Source organism: Leisingera sp. G5_S3_59_S7 (assembly GCF_054968485.1).
The window spans coordinates 23191-47413 of sequence record NZ_JBQKUH010000004.1 but is presented as its reverse complement, the minus strand read 5'-3'; the positions used below and the strand labels follow the sequence as shown (position 1 = coordinate 47413).

The 24223-nt window shown below is 64.2% G+C and carries 26 protein-coding genes; 12 read left to right on the top strand and 14 right to left on the bottom strand.

All coding sequences use genetic code 11. The annotated features are described in order from the left end of the window. Positions 1 to 46 precede the first annotated feature (46 nt). From ACTRWG_RS03745 to ACTRWG_RS03735, 3 genes are all read right to left on the bottom strand, one after another. Entirely contained in the window at positions 47 to 1420 is a 1374-nt protein-coding gene (locus ACTRWG_RS03745) for an ammonium transporter (protein WP_027236342.1), read from the bottom strand. Positions 1421 to 1438: 18 nt separating this feature from the next. Then, positions 1439 to 1663 (bottom strand): hypothetical protein, encoded by a 225-nt coding sequence (locus ACTRWG_RS03740; protein ID WP_209320204.1) that lies wholly within the window; start codon positions 1661 to 1663, stop codon positions 1439 to 1441. A 143-nt stretch (positions 1664 to 1806) separates the two neighbouring features. Further along, entirely contained in the window at positions 1807 to 2523 is a 717-nt protein-coding gene (locus ACTRWG_RS03735) for an SDR family NAD(P)-dependent oxidoreductase (RefSeq protein WP_027236341.1), read from the bottom strand. 187 nt (positions 2524 to 2710) lie between these two features. Between ACTRWG_RS03735 and ACTRWG_RS03730 the strand changes: the two genes are divergently transcribed. After that, positions 2711 to 3298 (top strand): sigma-70 family RNA polymerase sigma factor, encoded by a 588-nt coding sequence (locus tag ACTRWG_RS03730; RefSeq protein WP_051357791.1) that lies wholly within the window; start codon positions 2711 to 2713, stop codon positions 3296 to 3298. Continuing rightward, positions 3299 to 3934 (top strand): ChrR family anti-sigma-E factor, encoded by a 636-nt coding sequence (locus ACTRWG_RS03725; RefSeq protein ID WP_027236339.1) that lies wholly within the window; start codon positions 3299 to 3301, stop codon positions 3932 to 3934. A 42-nt stretch (positions 3935 to 3976) separates the two neighbouring features. Here the strand turns inward: ACTRWG_RS03725 and ACTRWG_RS03720 are convergent, their stop codons facing one another. Next, a complete protein-coding gene (locus ACTRWG_RS03720; protein ID WP_027236338.1) occupies positions 3977 to 4702 on the bottom strand; it encodes an SDR family NAD(P)-dependent oxidoreductase in 726 nt (241 codons plus the stop codon). Next, a complete protein-coding gene (locus ACTRWG_RS03715) occupies positions 4699 to 5469 on the bottom strand; it encodes a DUF1365 domain-containing protein (RefSeq protein ID WP_462828969.1) in 771 nt (256 codons plus the stop codon). The genes ACTRWG_RS03720 and ACTRWG_RS03715 overlap by 4 nt, the downstream gene beginning before the upstream one ends. Positions 5470 to 5593: 124 nt before the next feature. Between ACTRWG_RS03715 and ACTRWG_RS03710 the strand changes: the two genes are divergently transcribed. The 6 genes from ACTRWG_RS03710 to ACTRWG_RS03685 are packed head-to-tail and all read left to right on the top strand — an operon-like array spanning position 5594 to position 11858. Further along, a complete protein-coding gene (locus ACTRWG_RS03710) occupies positions 5594 to 6943 on the top strand; it encodes an NAD(P)/FAD-dependent oxidoreductase (protein WP_462828968.1) in 1350 nt (449 codons plus the stop codon). Further along, positions 6882 to 8039 carry an SAM-dependent methyltransferase gene (locus ACTRWG_RS03705; RefSeq protein ID WP_027236335.1) on the top strand — a complete coding sequence of 386 codons (1158 nt, stop codon included), beginning with the start codon at positions 6882 to 6884 and terminating at the stop codon, positions 8037 to 8039. Before ACTRWG_RS03710 ends, ACTRWG_RS03705 begins: the two co-directional genes overlap by 62 nt. Continuing rightward, positions 8032 to 8523 (top strand): hypothetical protein, encoded by a 492-nt coding sequence (locus tag ACTRWG_RS03700; RefSeq protein WP_435660542.1) that lies wholly within the window; start codon positions 8032 to 8034, stop codon positions 8521 to 8523. The genes ACTRWG_RS03705 and ACTRWG_RS03700 overlap by 8 nt, the downstream gene beginning before the upstream one ends. 2 nt (positions 8524 to 8525) lie before the next feature. Next, positions 8526 to 9752 carry an MFS transporter gene (locus ACTRWG_RS03695; protein WP_260001844.1) on the top strand — a complete coding sequence of 409 codons (1227 nt, stop codon included), beginning with the start codon at positions 8526 to 8528 and terminating at the stop codon, positions 9750 to 9752. Further along, positions 9749 to 10297, top strand: coding sequence for a DUF3833 family protein (locus ACTRWG_RS03690; RefSeq protein ID WP_462828966.1), 549 nt, complete (start codon positions 9749 to 9751; stop codon positions 10295 to 10297). The genes ACTRWG_RS03695 and ACTRWG_RS03690 overlap by 4 nt, the downstream gene beginning before the upstream one ends. 19 nt (positions 10298 to 10316) lie before the next feature. Continuing rightward, positions 10317 to 11858, top strand: coding sequence for a cryptochrome/photolyase family protein (locus ACTRWG_RS03685; RefSeq protein ID WP_462828965.1), 1542 nt, complete (start codon positions 10317 to 10319; stop codon positions 11856 to 11858). Positions 11859 to 11918: 60 nt separating this feature from the next. Here ACTRWG_RS03685 and ACTRWG_RS03680 read toward each other — a convergent pair whose 3' ends face one another. Genes ACTRWG_RS03680 through ACTRWG_RS03670 form a run of 3 tightly spaced genes read right to left on the bottom strand, consistent with a single transcriptional unit; the run spans position 11919 to position 14970 of the window. Next, positions 11919 to 12953, bottom strand: a complete 1035-nt coding sequence (locus tag ACTRWG_RS03680; protein WP_462828964.1) for an ABC transporter substrate-binding protein — start codon at positions 12951 to 12953, stop codon at positions 11919 to 11921. After that, positions 12923 to 14308: a sensor histidine kinase gene (locus tag ACTRWG_RS03675; RefSeq protein WP_462828963.1), complete on the bottom strand. Its 1386-nt coding sequence runs from the start codon at positions 14306 to 14308 to the stop codon at positions 12923 to 12925. The genes ACTRWG_RS03680 and ACTRWG_RS03675 overlap by 31 nt, the downstream gene beginning before the upstream one ends. Beyond that, positions 14305 to 14970, bottom strand: a complete 666-nt coding sequence (locus tag ACTRWG_RS03670) for a response regulator transcription factor (protein ID WP_259971033.1) — start codon at positions 14968 to 14970, stop codon at positions 14305 to 14307. Before ACTRWG_RS03670 ends, ACTRWG_RS03675 begins: the two co-directional genes overlap by 4 nt. A gap of 117 nt (positions 14971 to 15087) precedes the next feature. On the opposite strand from ACTRWG_RS03670, the gene ACTRWG_RS03665 reads away from it, so the two are divergent. The 3 genes from ACTRWG_RS03665 (at position 15088) to ACTRWG_RS03655 (ending at position 18327) form a co-directional block, all read left to right on the top strand. Beyond that, on the top strand, positions 15088 to 16071 hold the full coding sequence (locus ACTRWG_RS03665) for a tripartite tricarboxylate transporter substrate binding protein (RefSeq protein ID WP_259957435.1): 984 nt from the start codon (positions 15088 to 15090) through the stop codon (positions 16069 to 16071). 242 nt (positions 16072 to 16313) lie between these two features. Then, a complete protein-coding gene (locus tag ACTRWG_RS03660; protein ID WP_462828962.1) occupies positions 16314 to 16808 on the top strand; it encodes a tripartite tricarboxylate transporter TctB family protein in 495 nt (164 codons plus the stop codon). A gap of 1 nt (position 16809) precedes the next feature. Next, entirely contained in the window at positions 16810 to 18327 is a 1518-nt protein-coding gene (locus ACTRWG_RS03655; RefSeq protein ID WP_462828961.1) for a tripartite tricarboxylate transporter permease, read from the top strand. Between the two features lie 130 nt (positions 18328 to 18457). Here ACTRWG_RS03655 and ACTRWG_RS03650 read toward each other — a convergent pair whose 3' ends face one another. The 3 genes from ACTRWG_RS03650 to ACTRWG_RS03640 all read right to left on the bottom strand — a co-directional run bounded on the left by ACTRWG_RS03650 (position 18458) and on the right by ACTRWG_RS03640 (position 20362). Beyond that, a complete protein-coding gene (locus tag ACTRWG_RS03650) occupies positions 18458 to 19123 on the bottom strand; it encodes an acyl-homoserine-lactone synthase (protein ID WP_027236324.1) in 666 nt (221 codons plus the stop codon). 61 nt (positions 19124 to 19184) lie between these two features. After that, positions 19185 to 19820, bottom strand: coding sequence for a helix-turn-helix transcriptional regulator (locus ACTRWG_RS03645; protein WP_084299561.1), 636 nt, complete (start codon positions 19818 to 19820; stop codon positions 19185 to 19187). A 197-nt stretch (positions 19821 to 20017) separates the two neighbouring features. Continuing rightward, complete coding sequence (locus tag ACTRWG_RS03640) at positions 20018 to 20362, bottom strand: helix-turn-helix domain-containing protein (RefSeq protein ID WP_259967492.1); 345 nt, start codon at positions 20360 to 20362, stop codon at positions 20018 to 20020. A gap of 298 nt (positions 20363 to 20660) precedes the next feature. On the opposite strand from ACTRWG_RS03640, the gene ACTRWG_RS03635 reads away from it, so the two are divergent. Next, positions 20661 to 20984, top strand: coding sequence for a hypothetical protein (locus ACTRWG_RS03635; RefSeq protein ID WP_027236321.1), 324 nt, complete (start codon positions 20661 to 20663; stop codon positions 20982 to 20984). A gap of 167 nt (positions 20985 to 21151) precedes the next feature. On the opposite strand, the gene ACTRWG_RS03630 is transcribed toward ACTRWG_RS03635, so the two are convergent. The 3 genes from ACTRWG_RS03630 to ACTRWG_RS03620 all read right to left on the bottom strand — a co-directional run bounded on the left by ACTRWG_RS03630 (position 21152) and on the right by ACTRWG_RS03620 (position 24090). Next, the gene (locus ACTRWG_RS03630) at positions 21152 to 22072 is read right to left on the bottom strand and encodes a nucleoside hydrolase (protein ID WP_027236320.1); all 921 of its coding nucleotides are present in this window, start codon (positions 22070 to 22072) and stop codon (positions 21152 to 21154) included. A 16-nt stretch (positions 22073 to 22088) separates the two neighbouring features. Then, the gene (gene pth / locus ACTRWG_RS03625) at positions 22089 to 22772 is read right to left on the bottom strand and encodes an aminoacyl-tRNA hydrolase (protein WP_462828959.1); all 684 of its coding nucleotides are present in this window, start codon (positions 22770 to 22772) and stop codon (positions 22089 to 22091) included. Positions 22773 to 22848: 76 nt separating this feature from the next. Further along, positions 22849 to 24090, bottom strand: coding sequence for an NAD(P)/FAD-dependent oxidoreductase (locus tag ACTRWG_RS03620; RefSeq protein WP_027236318.1), 1242 nt, complete (start codon positions 24088 to 24090; stop codon positions 22849 to 22851). Between the last annotated feature and the right edge of the window lie 133 nt (positions 24091 to 24223).

The window sequence follows — 24223 nt, the reverse complement described above, 5'->3', positions numbered from 1 at the left end:
AAAAAGGCCCCGGCAGATGCCGGAGCCTTTGCGGTTGCAGGCGGGATCAGGCGTTCTGGGCGCTGTCCGCATGGGTGAGCACGTCGGGCTCCAGATCCCAAATCTTGCCGTCCAGGCCCTCGATCTGGTCATCCTCATGCACCCGCAGCCCCACGGTCCGCTCCAGGATGAAAGACAGGACCAGCGCCGTGACCACCCCGGTGCCGATGCAGACGGCGGTGCCCGCCAGCTGCATCATCAGCGAGATTTCCCCGTGCTGGAACGCATAGGCGCCTTCCTCGATCCCGAAGTAGCCGCCGCGCGGGGTGCCGGCCTTGAACAGCCCCAGCATGACCATGCCAAAGACGCCGGAGCCCAGGAACAGCGGGAACAGCTTATGCTCGTCGATGCCGCGCTTAAGCGTGAACTCATAGACGGCGTAGGCCACGAAGGGCGCTGCGAGGCCGATGATGAAGGCCTGCCAGGGCAGGTAGACATCAAAGCCCGATGCCCCTGCGACATAGCCAGCCAGCGGGCCAAGCAGGGTATAGGCGTATTTGCCCGTTGAATAGGCAATCAGCAGGCCGGTGACCGCGCCGCCGGCCCAGACCATGGCGTAGTTGTTGATCGCGATGCCGACGCTGGTGTCGGCCATGGTGACGCTGACTGCCAGCGCCTCGGGGTCAAAGAAGAACAGGCAGGACAGGATCACCATCGGCAGGCCCGCAAAGATCAGCAGCAGGCCCGGTGCGCACAGACCGATGCTGGGCGCCAGATAGGCCGAGATCCGCGGGTGCGGTTCCATCATGCCCGGGCGTGCGCCCAGTTTCGGCGTGAACACCAGCGCCATGCCGGCAGGGAACAGGTACACGAAACCAACGCCAAAGAAGTCGTGGAAACCGGCATTGGTCAGCGGCCCGACCGAGCCCCAGGTCGCCCAGCTCAGCGCTGAGGACACAACCGCGGCCACGATGCAGGTGATGAAATAGGCCGGGGCCTTCATCCGCTCCGACACCGCGAAGTGCAGCAGGATGTTGATGATCCCGGCAAACACCGCAAGGAAAAAGATGAAGATCTGAAAGGTGTTCAGACCGGGGAAGATCCCCGGATCGGTGTGATGCGCCATAGCGTTGGTCATGGCGCCGCCCAGCCACCAGTCATTGATGGAATCCATCATGGTCGCACCTTCCATGATGTAATACTGCCCGGCCCACAGGCCGAACCCGATGACATAGTAGGTGGCAAACCCCAGGAAGAAGCCGAGCGTCTTTTCGATGGTCGAGTTGAACAGGTTCCTGCGGCGCGCGGTGCCTGCGTCGATCAGCAGAAGCCCGACAACCACCAGGATTGCCCCGACGATCCCCGATGCGTACAGAATGTTCTGCACCAGCGAGTTCAGTGTGACTTGCTGAGCAAATATTGTGCTCACGTCCAATGACATTTGAATTATCCTCCCGGTTCATTGCCATTTTTGCCGAGTATGTTGCCTCGGTTTTTCTTCCGGCGTGCGCAGCCGCGTCAGACGGGGCATGCCGGTGTCAAGCGCACCAGATAAGAGCCGGCGTGCGGACTCATCTGGTCTCACCGGAATGATGCGGGGAAGAAGGCGCATCACAAAGACATTTTTTATTTTCCGGAAATGTTTTTTACCCAGAGTGCGCATTTGCGCCAGCGCATGCCGCATATGGCCAGGCGGAGGGCGTTTACGTGCCAGAAATTTGGGCGCAGCTTTCACGAATTGACGGCCGGGCTGACAGCGCACGCCCCGTTCCAGGCCATGGAACAGGCCTTTCCGGACCGCGGCGCGGCTGTGGCGCTTGCGGCGGATCAGGGGTCGATCAGGCTGCCGTCCCAGGCATAACACTGGCCGCTGTCGGCGGGTGTCAGGGTGGCGATCACGTCCATCATCCGGGACACCGCATACTGCGGCGGGAAGCGCTTGTCCGGGGCGACGTTCCGCAGGAACGGCTGGGACAGGCCGCTTTCCACCGTTCCGGGATGCAGCCCGGCGGCAATGGCCTGCGGGTTGCGGCGGCGGATTTCTATCGCGGCAGTGCGGATGAACATGTTCAGGGCAGCTTTGGACGCCCGGTAGGAGTACCAGCCGCCCAAATGGTTGTCGGAGATGCTGCCAACCCGTGCGGACAGGGCCGCGAACACGCCCCGCCGGTCACGCGGCAGCAAAGGCAGGAAGTGCTTTGCAGTCAGGGCCGGGGCAACCGTATTTGCGGAAAAGAGCGCCAGCAGCTTCTCGGCGCTGAGGTCTCTCAGGGACTTCTCCGGCATCATATCCCCCTGATGCAGAATTCCTCCCGCCACGATCATCAGATCAACCGCGCCCTCCTTGGCGACCTGTTCCGCCGCGGCGTGCAGGCTGTCCTCATCCAGATAATCCACCTGCAGCCACTGCACGCCCTCCGGAACGCGGGTGTCCGGGCTGCGGGACAGGCTGTGGATGCGGGCGTGCGGGTATTTTCGGACCAGTTCGTCAACAAAGGCCGACCCGATCGCCCCGGACCCGCCGCTGACAACAATATTGTGCATAAGCAGTCACTTTCCTGAACGCTGTTTGCAGCTGTTACGCGCCCGCACGTCGAACGGATCAGCTTGCCTGCGCTGCCGCATCTGCCCCGCGCAAAAAATTGCGGCAGCCTATGATCCAACTTTCCCACCGCTGCGTAACCTGATTATGCTGACACTAAACTTGGATAGGTCGCCCGGGAATACCGCTATGCTTCGGGCATCCCCTGAGGGCAAAGCAGTAGTGTCAAAAGACAAAACCTATTCGCAGCTGACTGTCTGGCTTCTGGCTGTGCGCGACCACCGGGACCGCGCGGCATTCGGCGACATGTTTGATCACCTGGCCCCGCGCCTGAAGGGGTTCATCATCCGTTGCGGCGCGCGGCCTGCACTGGCCGAGGAGATCGTTCAGGACGTCATGCTGACGATCTGGCGCAAGGCGGCGATGTTTGATCCGCACAAGGCGCAGGCGTCAGCCTGGATCTATCAGATCGCCCGCAACCGCCACATAGATATCGTGCGCAAGGAAAACCGGCCCGTCCCGGATGAGCTGGGCGAGGATCCCGGAACCGAGCCCGACGCCAGCCAGATCCTGGCCCTGGAGCAGGAGTCCTTGCACCTGAAGCAGGCGATCCAGCAGCTGCACCCCGATCAGAAGGAGATGATCGAAAAGGCCTATATCGGGGATTTGACCCATCAGGAGATCAGCACCCAGACCGGCTTGCCTCTGGGAACAGTAAAGTCGCGCATCCGCCTTGGCCTGGGGCGGCTGCGCAAGGAACTAAAAGGATTGCGTTGAATGCCTGCAATCACACATCACATCCCCGACCCGATGATCGCGGCCTATGCCTCGGGCAGCCTGCCGCATGCCTTTTCGATGGTTGTGGCCAGCCACCTGTCCTATTGCCGCGATTGCCAGGCCGCGCTTGGCGCGCATCAGGCCGCGGGCGGTGCGCTTCTTGAGGAAGCGGAGTGCGTGGCGCTGGAGCCCGCGCTGAAGTCCAAGGTTCTGGCGGAATTGGATGCGCCTGCCGTGCCGGACCCGGTTTATGACGCCAAGGGCATTTACCCGGGCGCAGTGATGCAGTCGCTGAAAGGGCGGCCGCCGCGCTGGAAGACGCTGGGCATGGGGGTGAAACAGGACATCCTGTTCGAGGACAAGCACGGCTCTGCCCGGCTGCTGTTCATCCCGGCCGGTCAAGCTGTGCCCGATCACAGCCACAACGGGCTGGAGCTGACCCTGGTGCTGCAGGGCAGTTTCAGCGACGAGACCGGGCGGTTTAGTGTCGGTGATGTCGAAATCGGCGATGAAGATCTGGAGCACACGCCGGTCGCAGATGCGGGCGATCCCTGCATCTGCCTGGCCGCCACCGACGCGCCGCTGCGGTTCAAGGCGCTGATGCCGCGCCTGCTGCAGCCGCTGTTCCGGATTTGACGCGGGCCGATAAAAAGCGGGGCCGCCTTGCGGCAGCTTCGTTTATTTCCCGCGATAGGCCAGCCAGTCGGGCAGCATGTCAAACGCCTTGATCGCATAGGAGAAAGGACGGGGGAAATCCGTCCGGAACCGGCGCGACTGCATGGCAGAAACCACATGCCCGGCGGCCTCCTCAGGCTCCATCAGCTGCGGCATCTTAAAGCTGTTCTTGTCGGTCAGCCGGGTTTTGATAAAGCCCGGGTTGACCACGCGGACAGTAACACCGCTGTCCTTCAGATCATGCCGCATGGTTTCCGCCAGGCTGATCAGCGCGGCCTTGCTGGCGCCATAGCCAATGGAGGCGGGCAGCCCCCGGTAGCCGGCCAAAGATCCGACCAGCGTGATATCGCCCCGGCCCGCCTCGACAAACCCGGGGACAACATGCCCCAGAACCCGCAGCGCTCCGGTGAAGTTCACGTCGCTCATCGCCAGCACGGCCTCCGCATCCCAGTCCTGGGTCCGCATCGGCTCATAGGCGCCGGCGTTATAAAGGAGCGCGTCAACTGGCCCGGCCCGACGGAAAGCCTCTGCGACAGATTCCGCATCGGTCACATCCAGCGGCACCGCCTGCGCCTGTTTCAGCTCGCTTGCCAGCTCCTCCAGCGCGTCTTCGGAGCGTGCCGACAAAACCAGCCGGGCGCCCGCCCGGTCCAGCTTCCGCGCCACCTCGCGCCCCAGCCCGTGGCTGGCCCCGACCATCCAGATGGTCTTGCCTGCAAAATCTGTCATGCTCCGCCTCCTGAAAACGTCGAACTGTCGGAAATCAGCGGCTCCGGCGGTGGCGGCTTACGCAAAAACGGCGCGCGCTTGATCCAGAGCTTGAGCGCCTGCCAATAGATCAGCGCAACGACACGGGCCGCCCCGAACGGCCTGCGCAGCGCAGCCCGCAGCAGCCCGCCGGATGTCACCGGGCGGCGCGCGCCCTCCAGCGTGGCCAGCACGCCCTCAGTCCCATTGTTATAGGAAATCCGGATGTTGAACGCCTGGTCCGTCATCCCGAAATTGAACCGGTAGCGCCCGGCCACCTGCTGAAACGGCGAGACATGCATCAGCTTCTCCGCCTCGATCACATCGCTGCGCCGGATCGGGCCGAAGTCCGGGTGCGCCGCGAAATAACAGTGGCGGTGGCCGAAGGTGTTGTTCACCTCCGCAATGAAGGCGCGCGGACTGCCACCCCTGACCGCGATCCAGAAGCTCACCGGGTTGAAATGGAACCACAGGAAGCTCGGCTGGGTCAGCAGCAGCAGCTGGGCGCCCTCCAACGGGAAACCGCGCCGCTCCAGCTCCTCCCGGAACCACAAGATGCCGCGGCCGCAGCCGCGCGGGCCGCCGTGGCGGCGGTCGTGGACCGAAAACAGGTTGAAGCGGTTGCGCGACAGCAGCGGCGGCGCGCCGAGGGTCATATCGGTCAAGATGTAGTCCACGCCATACCGGAAGGCGTTCTTCAGCCGCCCGCGGCGGGCATGAAAAGTCTGTGCTGAAACATGCTCAATCATGCACCGGATACGCAGGCGCCGCCGCCCCGGATCACCCGCAAACACAGTTTTATCGCGAATGCGGTGATCCGCTTTCTTGCCTGCGGCGTATCCGGTCTAAACAACAGCAAGGGAAAACCGACGCATGCTGGATCAAACTCAGGGGCCACGCCGCAAGATTGCCATCGTGGGAGGCGGCATTTCCGGGCTGTCTGCGGCGTATTATCTGGCTGGCAGCCATGACGTCACCTTGTTTGAGGCCGCCCCCCGGCTGGGCGGCCATGCGCGCACCGTTCTGGCGGGAAAGAACGGCGATCAGCCGGTCGATACCGGCTTTATCGTGTTCAACTATGCCACCTACCCTTACCTCACCCGGCTGTTCCGCGAGCTGGATGTGCCGGTGATCAAAAGCGAGATGAGCTTTTGCGCCAGCATCGACGACGGCCGCCTGGAATACGGGCTGAACAGCCTGCGGATGCTGGCCGCGCAAAAGCGCAACCTGGTGCGGCCGCAGTTTCACAGGATGGTCGCGGACATTGTGCGCTTTGGCAAACGGGCCGAGGCCGCCGCCACCGATGACGACAAAACCATCGGCGAGCTGGTGGAGGAGCTGGGCCTGGGCAGCTGGTTCCGCAACCATTACCTGATGCCGATGTGCGGCGCGATCTGGTCGACCCCGGTCACCGACGTCGACGCCTTTCCGGCGAAATCGCTGGTCCGCTTCTTCCGCAACCACGCGCTGCTGGCGGGCACCGGCAAGCACCAGTGGTGGACCGTCAAGGGCGGCAGCATCGAATATGTCCGCCGGCTTGAGACGGCGCTGGTTGCGCGGGGCTGCGAGATCCGCACCGGCAGCCCGATCCGGAACGTCACCCGTCAGGCAGGCGGTGTTTCGGTGCAGGCAGAGGGCGCAGACCCGCGCCTGTTCGACGAGATCATCCTTGCCTGCCATTCCGATCAGGCGCTGGCCATTCTGGGGGCTGATGCCACACCGGAAGAGGCCGCAGCGCTGGGGTCAATCCGCTATCAGCCGAACACGGCGGTTCTGCATTGCGATGAAGGCCAGATGCCCAAGCGGCGCAGCTGCTGGTCCAGCTGGGCCTACCGCAGCCAGGACGGCGGCGTCGGCGTCACCTACTGGATGAACCGCCTGCAAAGCATCCCCGAATGCGATCCGCTGTTTGTAACCCTGAACCCAACCCGACCCATTGCAGCAGACAAGATTTACGACACGGTGGAATTCTCGCACCCGGTCTTCGACAAGGCGGCGCTGCGTGCACAGCAGCAGATCCGGGCGATGCAAGGGCAGAACCGGACCTGGTTTGCCGGTGCCTACAACCGCCACGGCTTTCACGAAGACGGTATCGCCAGCGCCATGCGGATTGTCCGCATGATGAATTCTCTCACTCCCTCCCCGGTCAAAGGAACAGATCATGGCATTCACGGACAAAGCCCTTCAGTCGGAATTCCTGGACACCTGCGCGCGACTGCGTGAGGGCAGGCTGACGCTGCGCACACCGGATGGCGCACGCTATGAATTCGGCGACAGCGGCCCCGAGGCCGAAATGCAGATCAACGACTGGGCCGCGGTTTCCGCGATGGCGGCGCACGGCCAGGTCGGACTGGGCGAGGCCTATGTGCAGGGCCTGTGGGACACCCCGTCGGTCGATGCCCTGATGCAGCTGGCAATGCGCAACCGGGACCACCTGGGCAGCTACGATCAGGCCAGCCCGCTGAACCGCGCCAAGTTCCGTATCGTCGACACCCTGCTGCGGGCCAATTCCAAACGCGGCGCGCGCAAGAACATCCGCGCCCATTACGATGTTGGCAATGAGTTCTACCAGCTGTGGCTGGATGACGGCATGACCTATTCCTCCGGCCTGTTCGGGACAGAGGGCGATGATCTGGCGCAGGCACAGACCCGCAAGAACGCCCGCATCCTGTCGCGGCTGGGGGATGGCGAACAGGTGCTGGAAATCGGCTGCGGCTGGGGCGGCTTTGCCGAACAGGCCAGCGCCGAGGGCCGCGATGTGACCGGTGTTACCATATCCCGCAACCAGCACAGCTATGCCGAAAGCCGCCTGGACGGGCGCGCCGACATCCAGCTGCGCGACTACCGCGATATCGAGGGCAAATTCAGCAGCATCGTCTCCATCGAGATGATCGAGGCCGTGGGCGAGCGGTATTGGCCCAGCTATTTCGCCAAGCTCAAAAACAGCCTGGCCGAAGGCGGCCGGGTGCTGCTGCAGGCGATCACGGTGCGGGACGACTTCTTTCCGACCTACCGGACCTCCTCCGACTACATCCGCCAGTATGTTTTTCCCGGCGGTATGCTGCTGTCCGACCAGGTGATCGCGCAGCAGGCAAAATCGGCCGGGCTGCAGGTCGCGGACAGCTTTGCCTTCGGCCAGGATTATGCCCGCACCTGCCGGATCTGGGCCCAGCGCCTGGCGGCGCAGAAGCGCCGGATCGCGGAACTGGGCTATGGCGAGGCGTTCTTCCGCAACTGGCAGTACTATCTGGAGATCTGCGCCGCCTCCTTTGCCATCGGCCACACCAATGTCGTGCAGGTGGAGCTGGCCCATGCGTAGGCTGCTGCTGGCCCTTTGCCTGCTGGCGGTTCCGGCGGCAGGCTTTGCCTCTCCGGTCCAATCGCTGCTGCCGGGGGCCGAACAGCGCGGCGCTGCGACATTCCGGTTCCTTGGATTTCCGGTCTATCAGGCCCGGCTGTTCACCAGGGGCGCCGCGCCCTTGGACTGGTCGCAGGATTTCGGCATTGAGCTGACCTATCAGCGCCGCCTGAGCCAGAAGGATCTGGTCGAGGCCACCCTGCGCGAAATGCGGCGGCTGGGGCAGCCCGCCCCGGCCCGCGCCCGGTTTGAGGCCTGTTTCCAGGCCGTCTCCCCCGGCGACCGGTATCTGGCCGTCAGCCAGGGGCCTGACCGGGTGAAGTTCCTGCGCAATGGGCGCACCGCCTGCACACTGAGCCAGCCCGGTATCAAGCGCGGCTTCATGTCGATCTTTGTCGGCGCAAACACCCGCTCCGCCCGGTTCACCCGCGCGCTTCTGGGCTGACGATGCTGTATCCGCGCGTCAGCCTCTATGCGATGATGCTCGCCTCGGCGGGGATCCCGCTATATATTCACCTGCCGCAGTTTGCCTCGGTGAATTTGGGGATCGGCCTGGGGGCGCTTGGCGGCATCCTGCTGGTGATCCGGCTGTTCGATCTGGTTCAGGACCCGCTGATCGGCTGGGCTATCGACCGCTGGCCCGGGGCGCAGCTTTGGTTCGCGCTGGCGGCGGCGGGCGGTCTGGCCGCCGGATTTCCGCTGCTGTTCGGCCTGACGGCCGGCCCGCTGGTGGTGCCTAAGCTGGTCTTGGTCCTGCTGCTGCTGTTTTCGGCCTACAGCCTGGGCATGATCCTGCTCTACGGCCGCAGCGCCACGCTGGCCAAGCAATCCACCCCGCGCGAGCTGATGACGCTGGCCGCCTTCCGCGAGGCGGGCATGCTCAGCGGCGTGATCTTTGCCGCCATCGCGCCGGCGGTTCTGGTAGCGCTCGGAGCCGCGGGCCAGGGCTATGCCGCCTTTGGCCTGACCCTCGGCGGCTTTGCCCTGTTCACCGCTGCGGCCACCCGGCCCATGTGGAAGCGCCCGGCTGTCACCGGCCAGCCGCTGTCGGCGATGGCCCTGACCCAGGCCGGCGCGGTGCGCCTGCTGGCGCTGGCTGTGCTCAACAGTCTGCCGGTGGCGCTGACCTCAACCCTGTTCCTGTTCTTTGTCGAGGACCGGCTGAACCTGCCTGCCTACGCAGGGCCACTGCTGGTGCTGTTTTTTCTGTGCGCCGGGCTCAGCGTGCCACTGTGGGCGCGCCTCAGCCAGCGGATCGGGGCGAAACAGACGCTGCTGATCGCCATGCCGCTGGCCATTGCCAGCTTTGCCGGCGCGGCCTTTCTGGGCCCGGGGAGCCTGCTGGGCTTTGCGGTGATCTGCGCGGTATCGGGCGCCACCCTAGGCGCCGACATGGTGCTGCTGCCCGCCATGTTCAGCATCGCGCTGACCCGCGCGGGCCTCAACGCCTCCGCCGCCTTTGGCATCTGGTCCTTTGCCGGCAAGCTGGCGCTGGCCCTTGCCGCCGCCCTGGCGCTGCCGCTGCTGGAGCAGCAGGGCTTCCAGCCCGGGGCGGACAACAGCGCCCGGGCGCTCAGCGCGCTTGCCCTGGCCTATGCCGTGCTGCCCTGCGTCCTGAAAACCGCCGCCTTCGCCTTTGCCCTGACCCTGCCATCAGAGAGAGCAACCGCATGAAACTCCTGACCCTTGCCCTTGCCATCATCGTGCTTGTGATGATCACGAAAACCTACTTGTTCAGCTTCCGCTTCCAGTCGCCGCAGGATTATGCGGACACCGGCCCGCAGTTCATCCTGACCCAGCACCTGTCCGGCGAGATCCTGTCGGAGGGGGTGATTTTCGGCCCAACTGGCAAGATGGCCAACAGCTTCACCGCCAAGATGGTGGGCGAATGGGACGGCGATACCGGCACGCTGAGCGAAGAGTTCACCTATTCCAACGGCGTCACCCAAAGCCGCAAATGGTTCCTGACCCTCGGGCCCGACAACACCTTCACCGCCACAGCCGATGACCTTGCCGGAGAGGCCAAGGGCATCGTGTCCGGCGCCACCGTGCAGCTGACCTACGAGATCATCCTGCCCGAAAGCGCAGGCGGTCACACCCTTAAAGCCACCGACTGGCTGTACCTCACCGCGAACGGGGTGATCATGAACAAGTCCGAAATGCGCAAATTCGGCCTTAAGGTTGCGGAACTGGTCGCCACCATGCGGCCTGCCAGCTGACCCCTGACGGTGACCCCCGATGACCTCCTCTGACGATCAGACCGGTGAGCGCAGCCTCATCCTCATTCTGGGCGACCAGCTCAGCCGCAACATCGCCGCGCTCAAGCGCGCAGACCCTGACCGCGACGTCGTCCTGATGGCGGAAGTTGCGGAGGAAGCCGGTTACGTACAGCACCACAAGAAGAAGATCGCGTTTCTGTTTTCGGCAATGCGCCACTTTGCCAAGGCGCTAAAGGAGGGCGGCTGGCAGGTGCATTACGTGCGCCTGGACGACCCGGATAACTCCGGCAGCCTGACCGGCGAAATCGACCGGCTGCGCGCGGCACATCCGGTGGCCCGCGTGGTTGTGACCGAGCCCGGCGAATACCGGCTGAAATCTGCCCTTCAGGACTGGGCGGAGGCGTCGGATGTTCCCCTGGACATGCTGCAAGACAGCCGGTTTCTCTGCTCCCACGACCGGTTTGGCGAATGGGCCGAGGGGCGCAAGCAGCTGCGGATGGAGTATTTCTACCGCGAGATGCGCCGCGAAACCGGGCTGCTGATGGACGGCGATGAGCCGGAAGAGTGGAACTTCGATCACGAAAACCGCAAGCCGGCAGAGGACGGCCTGACGCTGCCGGAGCCGCCGCAAACCAGCCCGGATGAGATCACAGAGGAGGTTCTGGATCTGGTGGAGTCGCAGTTCGGCAACCACTTCGGCACCCTGCGCCCGTTCTGGTTTGCAGTGACCCGCGAGGATGCGCTGGCGGCGCTGGAGCGCTTCGCCGCGGAGGCGCTGCCGAATTTCGGCGACTATCAGGATGCAATGCTGGAGGGGGAACGGTTCCTCTATCACTCCGTCCTGTCGCACTATATCAACGCAGGCCTGTTGGAGCCGCTGGAGGTCTGCCACCGGGTGGAGCGGGCGTATTACGAGGGGGATGCCCCGCTCAACGCGGCCGAGGGGTTCATCCGCCAGATCATCGGCTGGCGCGAATACGTGCGCGGGATCTACTGGCGCAACATGCCGGGCTATACCGAACAGAACTTCTTGGAGGCCACCCGCCCCCTGCCCGGCTTCTACTGGACCGCTGACACGGACATGGCCTGCGTGGCGGCTGCGGTCAGCCAGACCCGCGACGAGGCTTATGCGCATCACATCCAGCGGCTGATGGTGACGGGAAACTTCGCCATGCTGGCGGGCATCGACCCGCATCAGGTGCACGAATGGTATCTGGCGGTCTACGCCGACGCCTATGAATGGGTGGAGGCGCCCAACGTGATCGGCATGAGCCAGTATGCCGATGGCGGCCTGCTGGGGTCGAAACCCTATGCCGCCAGCGGCAATTACATCAACAAGATGTCCGACCACTGCGCAGGCTGCCGCTACAGCGTGACAAAGAAAACCGGCGAAGACGCCTGCCCGTTCAACCCGCTTTACTGGGATTTCCTGGTGCGCAACCGGGACAAGCTGCGCAACAACCCGCGCCTCAAACGGGCCTACAGCACCTGGGACAGGATGCTGGAGCCGCGGCAGGAGGAATACCTGGACAGCGCCCGCAAGGTGCTGGACCAGCTTTGAAAACAGGCGCCGGGACAGCCGTGCCGGACGACCGTATTGGCCTCGGGCACTGCAGCAGCGTCACTGCTTCCGCACCGCACTGAACCATTCCGCCATGAAGCGGCGGCGTTTTTCGGCGTCCAGATAGACCAGCAGGCCCGGGCCCAGCTGAATCGGCCGTTTCGGGCTGGCGCTGTCCACAAAGGCGACCGGCGGCTGCCTGAAGGGGTAGTTTTCCGCTGGCGGCTGCGACCAGGCCGCGGTTGCCAGATGGTCGGCAAAGCTCCGCGCCAGCCCTGGCTGCCGCCCGCCCCTCAGCAGCACGGCAGAGCGCATCATCAGATGGGTGTAATCCTCCGGGTCGATCACAATGATCTTGTCCGCCAGATCCCGCCGGGCCCGCGCATAGCTGCCCAGGACGTTATAGGCCACCAGGATCTCCCCCGACGCGACACTTTCGATCATGCTGGAAGAACAGCAGAACAGCTTCGGATCCAAACCGCCGATGACTTCCATAAGCCGCCAGTAGGTTTCCGATGTGCGCGCATCCTGGGTCGCAAAGAGATACCCCAGCCCGCTGAGGGACACATCATACGTGCCCACCTTGCCGCGGAACCGCTCCGGCTGCGCCCGCAGCAGCGAAATCAGGTCCTGCCGTGTGCGCAGGACCTCCCCGCCGGAAAAGGCCGCCGCCGACACGACGATGGACGCGGGCTCCAGGGAAAAGGCAAACACATGGCCGCGCCACTCGCCCCAATCCGGGATCAGCGCGGTCGATGCGGACTGATGCGGCCGGGTGAAACCGTCATTGGCCAGCTTGGTCTGCAGATCCATGGCCGAGGACAAAGCAACGTCAAAGGGCTCCTCCCCCTCCAGAACCGCCTTCATCACCTCGCTGCTGTTGGCGACAGTGTATTCGATCGCCACCCCCGGACGGTCTTCCAGAAAGCTGCCGATCAAAGGCGCCAGAATGGCCGTGTCCGTGGTGGAAATCACCCGCAGGACGGTGCCGTCCTCAGGGCCGATCCAGTGCCGTTCCTCCACCTCGAACCCGGTGGCCGCTGCCGCGGCAAAGATCAGACTAGTCAGGAAAGCGGAAAACAAAGTGTGACGCACGCGCCTGCTCCTGTCTGGCTGTTTTCGATAATCAGGCGGCCGCCGTGGGCCTCCGCCACCTCGCGGGCGATGGTCAGCCCCAGCCCCGAACCGATGGTCTCCCCGGCATTGGCGCCCCGGACGAAGCGGCGGGTCAGGGCTTCGGTGTCTTCACCGCCAAAGCCGCCCGCCTCATCCTCCACTTCGATACAGGCCTCCTTGCCAGCGCTGACCGTGCGGATCCATACATCCCGTTCCCGTCCCGAGTATTTGATGGCATTGTCCAGAACATTGCGGACCGCGTTTTGCAGCAGGATCGCGTCGCCCTTGATGGTGGCATCACCATCGCTTTGGAAATGCAGGGCAATATCCTTAAGCTCCGCCACCGGCTGCAGCCGCTCGGCCAGGTCGCGCGCCAGCGCGGTCAGGTTGACCTCTTCCTGCTCCAGGCTGTCGGTGCGGAACGACACCATGGCATGATCCAAGAGCTGCCCGGCAGCGCGGGAGCTTTCGTCAATGGCGCGGATCATCTCGCGCAGGCTGGCCCGGTTGTCTTCTTTCTCCACCCGCATCAGGGTGACCTCCGCCTGGGTGCGCACCGTCGCCAGCGGCGTGCGCACCCGGTGCGCGGCTTCGGCGATAAAGTCCTCGGACCGGGTCAGCGAGGCCTGCAGGCGGCGGATGAAGCTGTTGAGCGAGGACACCAGCGGCGACATTTCGGCCGGCACCGGACGGGTCACGGGGCGCAGATCCTTGGGGCCGCGCCGCGAGATCGCTTCGGTCAGCGACCGCAGCGGGGTGATGCTGGACTGCGCGGTCCAGACCGCCAGGCCCGAGGCCAGCACAAAGAACCCCACCCCCAGAAAAAGCGCGGAGCGGAACAGCTGCGCCAGCAAGGCCGCCTGGCCGGCGCGGGTCTGCGCAACCGTCACCTGCACCGCCACCGGCGCGCCCTGCGCCGACAGGCGGCGCGATACCGTCACCGCCCGGATCGTCTCATCCTTGTATTCAGCGGTCTCGAACAACGGCTGCCGCGGCTGGGCCGGCCGGCCGCCTGCAGGCAGATCAGCGTACCCGGTCAGCACCCCTGCGGGGCTTGCGATCCGGTAGAACACCCGGTCGTCGCTGACATTGCCCAGCATCGACAGGGCGGCATAGGGGATGTCGGCCGTGAGCTCCCCAGATTGCACCGAAACGGAGTCCAGTATCGAGGTTGCCGAGGCCAGCAGGATCCTGTCGTGGCTTTCCACGGCAACATTGCGGACAAACCCCAGCACCGCGAAAAACAGGACCGCCGCCAGCAGCGCAGCACTGCCCAAAAGCTGCAACAGCAGGCGGCGGCGCAGCGAGCCGCTGACATTGACCGCAGCGCTCATTCCAGGCTCAGCCGGTAGCCCAGGCCGCGCACCGTGGTGATCTGCACCCCGGACCCGGCCAGATGCTTGCGCAGCCGGGCCACATAGACCTCGATCGCGTTTTCCGAAACCTCCTCGTCATAGGAAAACAGCCGGTCGACCAGGTTCGATTTGGAAAAAATCCGGTCCGGCGCATTCAGAAAAACCTCCAGCAGCCGCAGTTCCCGGTTGCGCAGCGTGATGGTCCTGCCGCCGGCGGACAGCGTTCCCGCCATCGGGTCGAACTGCAGGTTTCCGAATCGCCTAAGGTTGGAACTGCCGCCGCCGCGCCGCCGCAGCACCGCCCGGCAGCGCGCCTCAAGCTCGGAAAAATCGAACGGCTTGGTGATGTAATCGTCGGCGCCAAGGTCCAGCATCCCGACCCGGTCAGACACCTCGGAGCGGGCCGTCAGGACAATCACCGGGGTCTCCTTCCGGTTCTCCCGATGGCTCTTGAGGAAGCTGCGCCCGTCCCCGTCCGGCAGCATAATATCCAGTAATATCAGATCGTAATCCGTCGTGCCGGAAAACGCCGAGGCGGTGCTCACATCCGGCGCATGATCCACAACATGCCCGTCCAGCCGCAGCCGGTCCAGAATGGCCTTTGCCAGGCTTTCGTTGTCCTCAACCAGCAGGAAGCGCATCGGCGCGGCTCCTTTCGAAACGGTCCCCCGCGGTCCCGTGACAGGTTTGTGTCAGCTTGCTGTGCTCCCTTTCAGTCATGAGCGGCTTGACCGCGATTTGTCAAATGGGAGGACAACATGAACAAATGGACCCTGACCCGCCGCGCAGCGCTGGCGGCAACAGCGGCAGCACTGGCGTTTGCCACCCCGTCCTGGGCCGAAGAGCAGGTGGTCGACAGCATCCACTTCCTGATCCCCGGCGGCGCAGGCGGCGGCTGGGACGGCACCGCCCGCGGCACCGGCGAAGCGCTGACCGAAGCCGGGCTGGTGGGCAAGGCGTCTTATGAAAACATGTCCGGCGGCGGCGGCGGCAAGGCGATCGGCTACCTGATCGAAAACGCCGCCAGCAACCACGGCACGCTGATGGTGAACTCCACCCCGATCGTGATCCGTTCGCTGACTGGTGTGTTTCCGCAGAACTTCCGCGATCTGACGCTGGTGGCGGGCACCATCGGCGACTATGCGGCCATCGTGGTGGGCAAGGACAGCCCGGTCAATTCGATGGAGGATCTGCTGGCCGCCTACAAGGCCGACCCCCGCGGCACCGCGGTTGGCGGCGGCTCGGTTCCGGGCGGCATGGACCACCTGGTTGCGGCGATGGTGATGGAGGCCGCAGGCGAGGACCCGACAGCGGTGAAATACATCCCCTATGACGCCGGCGGCAAGGCCATGGCGGCGCTGCTGTCCGGTGAGATCGCGGCACTCAGCACCGGCTTCTCCGAAGCCATCGACCTGGCCAATGCGGGCGAGGTCAAGATCATCGGGGTAACCTCGGAGGAGCGTGTGGACAGTTACCCGGACGCGCCAACGATGAAGGAACAGGGGCTCGACACCACTTTCGTCAACTGGCGCGGCTTCTTCGCCGCCCCCGGCCTGCCCGAGGACAAGCTGTCCGCCTATCAGGAGGCACTGGCCAAGATGTACGATACCCCGGAATGGGAAGAGGTCCGCGCCCGCAACGGCTGGGTCAACATCCACAACAGCGGCGATGATTTCCGCGCCTTTCTGGAGAACCAGGAACAGGCCATCGGCGATCTGATGAAAAAGCTCGGCTTTCTCTGACTCCTGGGCAACCGCGGGGGTTTTGCCCCCGCACCCCCAGGATATTTGCAGCCAGAAGAAACCCGCCCCCAAACAGCCGTCAACTGATTGCCTATCGCGCCCGGCGGCGCAGCAAATCGTGTTCAGAGCGCGGACTTTAGCCCTTCTTCTGGCTGCAAATATCCTGGGGGAGCCGCGCAGCGCGCGGCGGGGGCAGCGCCCCCCTCCTGTCCCATAATACTTTCACAATACCGGAGGAGAACATGGCACTCGACCGCTGGATTGCCCTGGTCATTCTGATGATCTGCCTTGCCTACGGCTATGCGGCCTTCTTCACCATGGATGCCGCCCTGCCGCCCTTCATGAAACGCAACCCGGTCTGGCCCAGCACCTTTCCCAAGGTGCTGTCGGTGATGGCCATCCTGGCGGCCATGTACGTGCTGCTGGGCTTTGAAAAGGGCGCTGACGACCCGAAACCGATGGACATCAACTACCGCCACCTGACGGAGTACAAGCTGGGCCAGGCGCTGGCGCTCTTGGGGCTGATGGCGGCCTACGCGCTGCTGCTGCGGCCCGCGGGCTTCCTGCCCGCCACCGTAGTCTTTCTGGTGGCCGGCGCCTGGGTGCTGGGCGAGCGCAAGCTGCACATCCTGCTGCCGGTGGCGGCCGGGGCGGCGGGCGTCGTCTGGTACCTGGTGCAGGAAGTGCTCGGCATTTTCCTGAGCCCCTGGCCCGCAATTCTAATAAACGGAGGCTGACATGCTCGAAGGCATCATGGTCGGGCTGGGAACGGCCTTTTCGCTCACCAATCTTCTGATGGTCATCGGCGGCTGCCTGATCGGCACCTTTATCGGCATGCTGCCGGGGCTGGGGCCGATGTCGATCATCGCCATCATGATCCCGGTGGCGATCTCCATCGGCGACCCCTCGGCCGCGTTGATCCTGCTGGCCGGAGTTTATTACGGCGCGATCTTCGGCGGCTCCACCTCTTCGATTCTGATCAACGCGCCCGGCGTCGCCTCCACCGTGGCGACCAGTTTCGACGGTTACCCCCTGGCCCGCCAGGGCAAGGCCGGCAAGGCGCTGACGGTGGCGGCCATCGCGTCCTTCTCGGGCGGCACCATCGGGGCAATCCTGCTGATGATCTTCGCCCCGGCGCTGGCAACCGTGGCGCTGCTGTTCCATTCGGCCGAATACTTCGCCCTGATGGTGGTGGGCCTGTCGGCGATCGCCGCCTTTGCCGGCTCCGGCCAGGTCGGCAAGGCGCTCTTGATGACGCTCTTGGGGCTGATCATGGCCACGGTGGGCGAAGGCGCGCTGTTCAACATGCCGCGCTTCACCATGGGCATCATGGATCTGCAATCGGGCTTCGGCTTTATCACCCTGGCAATGGCGATGTTCGCCCTGCCCGAGGCGATGTACCTGGTGCTGGACCCTTCCCGCTCAAACTCCGGCAGCGGCAGCAGCGAGATCAAGGATCTGCGCATCACCCGGGACGAGGCCAAGGCGATCGCACCGGTGATCGGGCGCCAGTCGATCCAGGGCTTCCTGATCGGCGTGCTGCCGGGCGCGGGTGCCACCATCGCCTCCTTCCTCGGCTATGCGGTAGAGCGCAACATCGCCCCCAAGGAGGAGCAGGAACAGTTCGGCAAGGGCTCTGTCAAAGGGCTCGCCGCACCGGAAAGCGCCAATAACGCCGCCTGCACAGGGTCGTTCGTGCCACTGCTGACGCTGGGCATTCCCGGCTCCGGCACCACTGCGATTCTGCTGGGGGCGCTGATTGCGCTCAACGTCTCGCCCGGGCCGCGCCTGATGGTGGATGAGCCGCAGATCTTCTGGGCGGTGATCATCTCGATGTATCTGGGCAACCTGATCCTGCTGATCCTGAATCTGCCGCTGATCCCCTATATCGCCAAGGTCCTGGCGGTGCCGCGCAACTACCTGATCCCCTTCATCCTGTTCTTCACCCTGATGGGGGCCTACATCGGCCAGAACAACGCCACCGAACTGCTGATCCTTGTCGGCCTCGGCATCTGCGCGACGCTGCTGCGGTTTGCGGACTATCCGCTGGCGCCGCTGCTGATCGGCTTCATCCTGGGGCGGATGCTGGAGGACAACTTTGCCCGCTCGATGCAGCTCTATGACGGGCTGGGTTTCATCCTGGAGCGGCCGATGACCCTTGGCCTGCTGGGCCTGGCCCTGATCCTGGTGGTTCTGCCCAGCTACCGCGCCCGGCGCGCCCGGCTGCGGGCCGGAGGCGCCGCCGACGCGGACTGATCCCTGCCGGGATTTCCCCTGCCTGCCCCGGCAGCGCGGGCGGGCAGGCAGGACAAGGCGGCGCTGCCGGACAAGGGATTTGCCCGGCAGTGCCGATTGTGTTCAAGGCCGCCTGTTCCGGACGGCCCCGTTACGCAGCCCCTTGCAGCGCAGGCTCCGGACCGAAGCTGGAAACAGGCGAAACGTAGAAGGCTGCCAGGTCCTGGTTCACCGCAGGGTCGCAGGCCATCAGAAACGGCCGGTACTCCCGCCCGTCGTCATCGCAGACATAGCGGGCCGCCTCCCTGCGGACAGCGTAGCCGAACCGCCGCAGCAGCAGCCCCAGGCTGCGCGGCGACAGCGACATCATCTCAGACGCACCAAGGCTGGCGGCCGCCTGGCACAGGCCGGCAACCACCAGCTTGGTTTCGATGGACGGCTGCGCGGCGTCGGCCCGGGTTTCGTCCATGACGAACCGGGTGCATTCCCATGTCCGCCCGGTCTCCGGGTACTCGCTCAGCAGGCCGCCCGGTATGCCCTGGATTTTGCCGTCCCTGGCATCCTTCAGCATATAGCTCCAATAGCCGTCGCTGCCGCCGCAGGACGCGGCACGCGCCCCGGCAATGATCCGGCTGCCCTGCGTGACAATTGAATAGACGGCTCCCGGGCGGTCGTACTGGTCCTGCTCGAAGGTTCCGTCGTGGTCCAGGCCCCAGCCCAGTTCATCCACCAGCTTCTGCTTGCGCAGGGCAAGAAAGCCCTGATACGCCGCCTTGAAACCGGACCGCTGCTCGTAAGAAAAAATATGTAGATGCATGACGCTCTCCTTTTTGCAGCGCCATGATCGAAGGCTCCCAGCCGTTTGGAATCCTGAACTGTCAGATCAGTCCGAATTTTATTACTTGTGATATGAGCTGAGCGCTTGTTTTAGCCTCCAGCGCTTGCATCGCCGTCCGCCGCCGTGCTCTGACCGTTTCCAGTTTGACGCCCAAATTCTCCGCGATTTCCTGATCTTTGCAGCCGTTGCACATCATCCTCAGAACATCTTTAACGGGAGCCGTGAGGGTGATTGAATTCGACGGCTCATATTCCAGTGCGTGCAAAGCATAGAGGGCTGCCCGGGCGATCCGCAGCTCCTCGTTGTTCCATTCCGGGCCGGAACAGCTGAGCACGGACACCCGCCCGTCAGCGCTGATCGCCAGGGTGTTGCCGTGCACCAGCCCGTAATTCGCGGCATCTTCGAAAAACGTCCTTGAAGACGGAAACAGCCGCTCCAGCTCCTTCCAGGTGACCCAGCCCGTGCTGCTCAATCCGAACTGAATGGTCGGGTCGGCCAGCAGGTAGGCCTGGTCGACATACCGGTCCACCCAGCGCTGCGCGTAGGTGCTGTGGACAAAGACCGGTTCGACCCCGTCGAAGCCCACACCGATGGAATACCCGCTCTCGGAAATTTCATCCAATGACCTTAAAAGAATGCCGCGAATATCACTTCTCATATTGTAATCCACACGCATAGTATGCAACCAAATATTACGATACCGCAAAAAGCGATTATCACAAATGATAAATTTTAAACCTGGGCTGGACTATGCAAAGAGAGAAGATCACCGCGGCGACCCTCGAAGTGCTGTTGCGCACGGTTGCCAAGGCCAACCAGGAAAGGCCCCGCCAAGGAACCCACCTGTTTGAGCGTATTGTAGAAAGGATAGAATCAGCGCGCGCGGGCGCTGCTGATGAGACGGTTAACTAGTTTTGCGTCATCTTCGGTCAGGTCTGCAGCCTTGTCCAACACGCTGCGGTCATCCGCATTCGGCTCATCCGAAAACAGATAAGCCATATCGATATTGGCAACTTCACAGATCCGGATGATCCGGGCCACTGTAGGATTAAAGCGGCCGTTCAGAACTTTGCTGACGTACTCCGGATTGTTGCCCGCAGCTTCAGAAACCTCGTCATAGTCAAGCCCCCGGATGTCCAGCGCCTGACGCAGCCGCTGCCTCCAAAGCTCAATGCCGCCATCTGCACCCAGATGTGTTTTTCCACCGTTTTCACTCATGCCCAGAAGCATACACAGAACTATAGTTCCTGCAAATAGAATTATAAGTCGATATACGAAAGGATGAGGTGCAGCAATTTGGAATACAGCCCTCAGAATCCGATTTACACCTGCTTGTTGATAGAACTATATTTCTATCGCGCCGATATGCCGGAGACCGCGATGACACGCAGAACCTCAAACACTCAACGGAGCAGGCTGCGCCGCGCAGGTTTCCTGAACAGGCCCGTCGGCCCCGCCGGCAGCAGCTTGGTAACGCCGCCCTGCCTTATCTGATGACGCTTGGAGATTTGCTCAAATGAACGCCAGCAGTGCGCCCCTCCCTGAAACGCAGACGGAACGCATCCGGGCCGTGATCGCCGCAGCCCAGGACTACGCCCAAGCACGTGAAGCCTTTGATGCTGCCTCCGAAGGGCTGGAGCGTTCGCGCCGCCAGGACAGCAGCTTTGCCGGCCAGCACCTGGATGAGCTTGACGCCGCCGCCGATGCCATCGGCAAGACACAAGCGCGGGTTGCGGACCTTGTCGCTTCGCTGGCCACTGACGGCTCTCTGGAAACGCTCAGCAGGCTTCTGTCAACCGAAGCCGCCTTCCCCGGCAAACCGCGCGGCAACGGCGCCTAGGGCCGCATCCGGGGCCGCTTCCACCGCATGGCCGCCGGCCGCCCCGGTGGAGGGAGCAGCAATTTCCAATCCCCGCGGCACCAGCCCGCCAGCCGGGGAGCACGGCCGAACCGGCTTACCTGCAGAAAAACGCCCCCAAGCGCAGAGCCGGGATTGCGGTCATCGCTTTACGGCAGCAGCGTCAACCGCTTCAGGAACAGCGATTTCACCCTGTCAGCTTCTACCGTCATGCAGACTTTCACCGGGTCGCGCCCGCTGTCCGGCGCGGCCAGCGTAGCGCCGGAGGTCTCGCCCCCGCAGGAGACTTCAAGCGGCACATCGCGCATCCCGAACAGCTCAGGATGGGTGCAGGCGATCACCGCCGCCGGGTCATGCAGCGAGCAGCCGTTCTTGCCCGCGACCTCCAAGTAGAACTTGAGATAGAAATACGACATCTCCTGCAGCATGCCGCCCAGCTCAGGCGACTTGGCCGCAATCGCCTCGAAGTCCTCTGCCGTGCACAGGATGCGGTGGGTGACGTCCAGGCCGACAAACACCACTTTTTCCCCGCCTTGGCAGACCACATCCGCGGCGTGCGGATCGTGATAGATATTGGCCTCGGCATGGGGCGTGATATTGCCGCCCTCCTCCAGCGAGCCTCCCATCACCACGATGGATTTGACGTTTTCAATGAATTCCGGGTCGCGCTGCATGGCCAGGGCGATGTTGGTCAGCGGGCCGATCGGGCAGACCACCAGCTCCCCCTTGTGCTCGCGCGCCATGCGGCACAGGAAATCCGCGGCGTCCTCCTCCAGCGGTTTGCCCTTGGGCTCTGCCGCCGGGATGTCGCCAAAGCCCTCGTCCCCGTGTACATGGGAGGACGGTTTGAATGGCGGCAGCACCAGGGGCGCGGTGGCGCCAGAGGCCACCGGCACATCCAGCCCGGCCGCTTCCAGGAGGCGCAGCGCGTTGCGGGTGGCTGTCGCGGTGGTCACATTGCCGAAGATCGTGGTCAGGCCCAAGAGGTCAATGTCCGGCGCCGCGGCGGCATAGAAGATCGCCATGGCATCGTCGATGCCCGGGTCGGTGTCGATAATCAGTTTCACCATCTGCCTGTCTCCCGGCTTACTTGAACTTGTCCATCAGTTTTTCCAGCGGCGAGCGGGTGTCCGGCGCCACCTCTTCGCTGGCTGCCTTCTCCGCCTTTGCCTCTGCCTTGGGCTTGGTGGCGGAGCTGCGCGGCGGCGCCACGCGCAGGGCAACCGCATTAATGAACTTGCCGCCATCGCCCTTCGCCAGCTCTGCCGCGCCGTCGGAAATGCCGCGCATCAGGTCATCCAGCCAGCCCTCGTCCGCCTTGGGGAAGTCGCGCAGCACATAGCCCGCGACCGCGTCCTTGTGGCCCGGATGGCCGATCCCCAGCCGCACCCGCGCGTAATCCGCGCCGATGTGCGAATGGATGGAGCGCAGGCCGTTGTGGCCCGCATGGCCGCCGCCCTGCTTCATGCGCGCCTTGCCCGGCGCCAGGTCCAGCTCGTCATGCAGCACAACCACATCGGCGGGCGTCAGCTTGTAGAACCGCATCGCCTCCCCCACCGACTGGCCAGACAGGTTCATGAAGGTCTGCGGCTTCAAGAGCAGCACCTTTTCGCCGCCCAGGACCCCTTCGCTGATCAGCGCCTGAAACTTGGACTTCCAGGGACTGAACCCATGGTCCGCAGCAATCTGATCCAGCGCCATGAATCCGATGTTATGGCGGTTGCGCTCATATTTCGGGCCAGGATTGCCAAGGCCGACAAAAAGTTTCATGGGCGGTGCTCAATCTGCGTTTCAGGGAAACCGAGTGATGCCCTATTTGGGCCGCGGAATCCAGAGGCCCGCGCCCTCAGGCAAAGGCCCGGTCTGCCGCAAACGGCGCCAGATCGACATTGGGCTGGCGGCCTTCCGCCAGATCCGCGATCAGCCGCCCGGTGATGCCGCTCAGGGTCAGTCCGATGTGCTGGTGGCCAAAGGCATACAGCACCCGGTCCGTGTGCGGGCTGGGCCCGATCACAGGCAGCGAGTCGGGCAAGGTCGGGCGGTAGCCCAGCCATTCGCTGCCGGGCGGAGGCAGCGGCCCCAGCATCTCTGCCCCCTTGCGGGCGATATAGGCCAGCCGGCGCCGGTTCGCAGGCGCCTCCAGCGATGCAATCTCCACCGTGCCGGTCAGGCGCAGGCCCTGCGCGTGGGGCACCGCGTAAAATCCCGCCTCGCCCCAGCCGACAGGCCGCGTCACCCGGTGCGCCTCGCCTTCATACATCAGGTGATAGCCGCGCTCAGTGCCCAGCGGCAGCTTGTCCGTGCCCGCCCCCTTGATGCGTTTCGAGAAGGCCCCGCCGGCAATCACCGCCCGGCCCGCCGTCAGGGTTTGGCCCTCTGCCCGCACTTCGACCCCGTTAGCGGAGGCCCGCACCGCCTCCACCGGCGCCTGCAGTGTTGTGCCGCCCAGCTCCGTAAAGGCCCGGTGCATCCGGGTGATGAACTCAAGCGGGTCGCGCAAATGCCGGGCGGCATGGAAATGCACCGCACGTTTCACCGGCAGGCGCAGGCCCGGCTCCATCTCCAGCGCTTCGTCCGGACCGACCTCGCGCCAGGGCACCCCCAGCGCGCGGCGCTGTTTCAGATCCGCCGTGGCCGCCTCCGCCGCCGATGCCGTGGACCAGACGGACAGCTGGCCGCGCTCCACCACCAGATCCTGGGCCCCCGCGGCCTCGATCAGCGGGTTGATCCCGGCATCGGCATGGGCCATCAGATCCGCCAGATGGCCTGCAATCCGGCGCGAGGGGCCGCTGCGGCAATTGGCCAGAAAGGCCAGCATCCAGCGCGGATTGCGCAGCGCATGGGCATACGACAGCGACAGCGGGCTGTCCTTGGAAAACATCAGGCCGGGCAGGCCCGTCAGCACTGAGGGGCTGTTCACCGGCAGGCAGGCATAGGTCGCAAGCGTGCAGGCATTGCCATAGCTGGCACCCGACCCCGGCGGATTGGGATCCGCCAGCAGCACCCGGTGCCCGCGCATCTGCGCCCACAGCGCGCAGCTCATGCCCACTGCGCCTGCGCCTGCAATGGCAATATCGTAATCGGCCATGCCCTGCTCCCGTTTCTTCAAACCGAAATGGGGCAGCGGCGCCTGGGAAAGTCAATCACTTGCGGACCGCGCGCCGCACAAAAGAAAACGGGCCCCCGGATGGGAGCCCGCGAAACCGATACCCGACTGGGTG

Coding starts and splice junctions, on each gene's coding strand:
- ACTRWG_RS03745 (WP_027236342.1), bottom strand. CDS start 1,420: ATGTCATTGGACGTGAGCACAATATTTGCTCAGCAAGTCACACTGAAC.
- ACTRWG_RS03740 (WP_209320204.1), bottom strand. CDS start 1,663: ATGCGGCATGCGCTGGCGCAAATGCGCACTCTGGGTAAAAAACATTTC.
- ACTRWG_RS03735 (WP_027236341.1), bottom strand. CDS start 2,523: ATGCACAATATTGTTGTCAGCGGCGGGTCCGGGGCGATCGGGTCGGCC.
- ACTRWG_RS03730 (WP_051357791.1), top strand. CDS start 2,711: ATGCTTCGGGCATCCCCTGAGGGCAAAGCAGTAGTGTCAAAAGACAAA.
- ACTRWG_RS03725 (WP_027236339.1), top strand. CDS start 3,299: ATGCCTGCAATCACACATCACATCCCCGACCCGATGATCGCGGCCTAT.
- ACTRWG_RS03720 (WP_027236338.1), bottom strand. CDS start 4,702: ATGACAGATTTTGCAGGCAAGACCATCTGGATGGTCGGGGCCAGCCAC.
- ACTRWG_RS03715 (WP_462828969.1), bottom strand. CDS start 5,469: ATGATTGAGCATGTTTCAGCACAGACTTTTCATGCCCGCCGCGGGCGG.
- ACTRWG_RS03710 (WP_462828968.1), top strand. CDS start 5,594: ATGCTGGATCAAACTCAGGGGCCACGCCGCAAGATTGCCATCGTGGGA.
- ACTRWG_RS03705 (WP_027236335.1), top strand. CDS start 6,882: ATGGCATTCACGGACAAAGCCCTTCAGTCGGAATTCCTGGACACCTGC.
- ACTRWG_RS03700 (WP_435660542.1), top strand. CDS start 8,032: ATGCGTAGGCTGCTGCTGGCCCTTTGCCTGCTGGCGGTTCCGGCGGCA.
- ACTRWG_RS03695 (WP_260001844.1), top strand. CDS start 8,526: ATGCTGTATCCGCGCGTCAGCCTCTATGCGATGATGCTCGCCTCGGCG.
- ACTRWG_RS03690 (WP_462828966.1), top strand. CDS start 9,749: ATGAAACTCCTGACCCTTGCCCTTGCCATCATCGTGCTTGTGATGATC.
- ACTRWG_RS03685 (WP_462828965.1), top strand. CDS start 10,317: ATGACCTCCTCTGACGATCAGACCGGTGAGCGCAGCCTCATCCTCATT.
- ACTRWG_RS03675 (WP_462828963.1), bottom strand. CDS start 14,308: ATGAGCGCTGCGGTCAATGTCAGCGGCTCGCTGCGCCGCCGCCTGCTG.
- ACTRWG_RS03670 (WP_259971033.1), bottom strand. CDS start 14,970: ATGCGCTTCCTGCTGGTTGAGGACAACGAAAGCCTGGCAAAGGCCATT.
- ACTRWG_RS03665 (WP_259957435.1), top strand. CDS start 15,088: ATGAACAAATGGACCCTGACCCGCCGCGCAGCGCTGGCGGCAACAGCG.
- ACTRWG_RS03660 (WP_462828962.1), top strand. CDS start 16,314: ATGGCACTCGACCGCTGGATTGCCCTGGTCATTCTGATGATCTGCCTT.
- ACTRWG_RS03655 (WP_462828961.1), top strand. CDS start 16,810: ATGCTCGAAGGCATCATGGTCGGGCTGGGAACGGCCTTTTCGCTCACC.
- ACTRWG_RS03650 (WP_027236324.1), bottom strand. CDS start 19,123: ATGCATCTACATATTTTTTCTTACGAGCAGCGGTCCGGTTTCAAGGCG.
- ACTRWG_RS03645 (WP_084299561.1), bottom strand. CDS start 19,820: ATGCGTGTGGATTACAATATGAGAAGTGATATTCGCGGCATTCTTTTA.
- ACTRWG_RS03640 (WP_259967492.1), bottom strand. CDS start 20,362: ATGAGTGAAAACGGTGGAAAAACACATCTGGGTGCAGATGGCGGCATT.
- ACTRWG_RS03635 (WP_027236321.1), top strand. CDS start 20,661: ATGAACGCCAGCAGTGCGCCCCTCCCTGAAACGCAGACGGAACGCATC.
- ACTRWG_RS03630 (WP_027236320.1), bottom strand. CDS start 22,072: ATGGTGAAACTGATTATCGACACCGACCCGGGCATCGACGATGCCATG.
- pth (WP_462828959.1), bottom strand. CDS start 22,772: ATGAAACTTTTTGTCGGCCTTGGCAATCCTGGCCCGAAATATGAGCGC.
- ACTRWG_RS03620 (WP_027236318.1), bottom strand. CDS start 24,090: ATGGCCGATTACGATATTGCCATTGCAGGCGCAGGCGCAGTGGGCATG.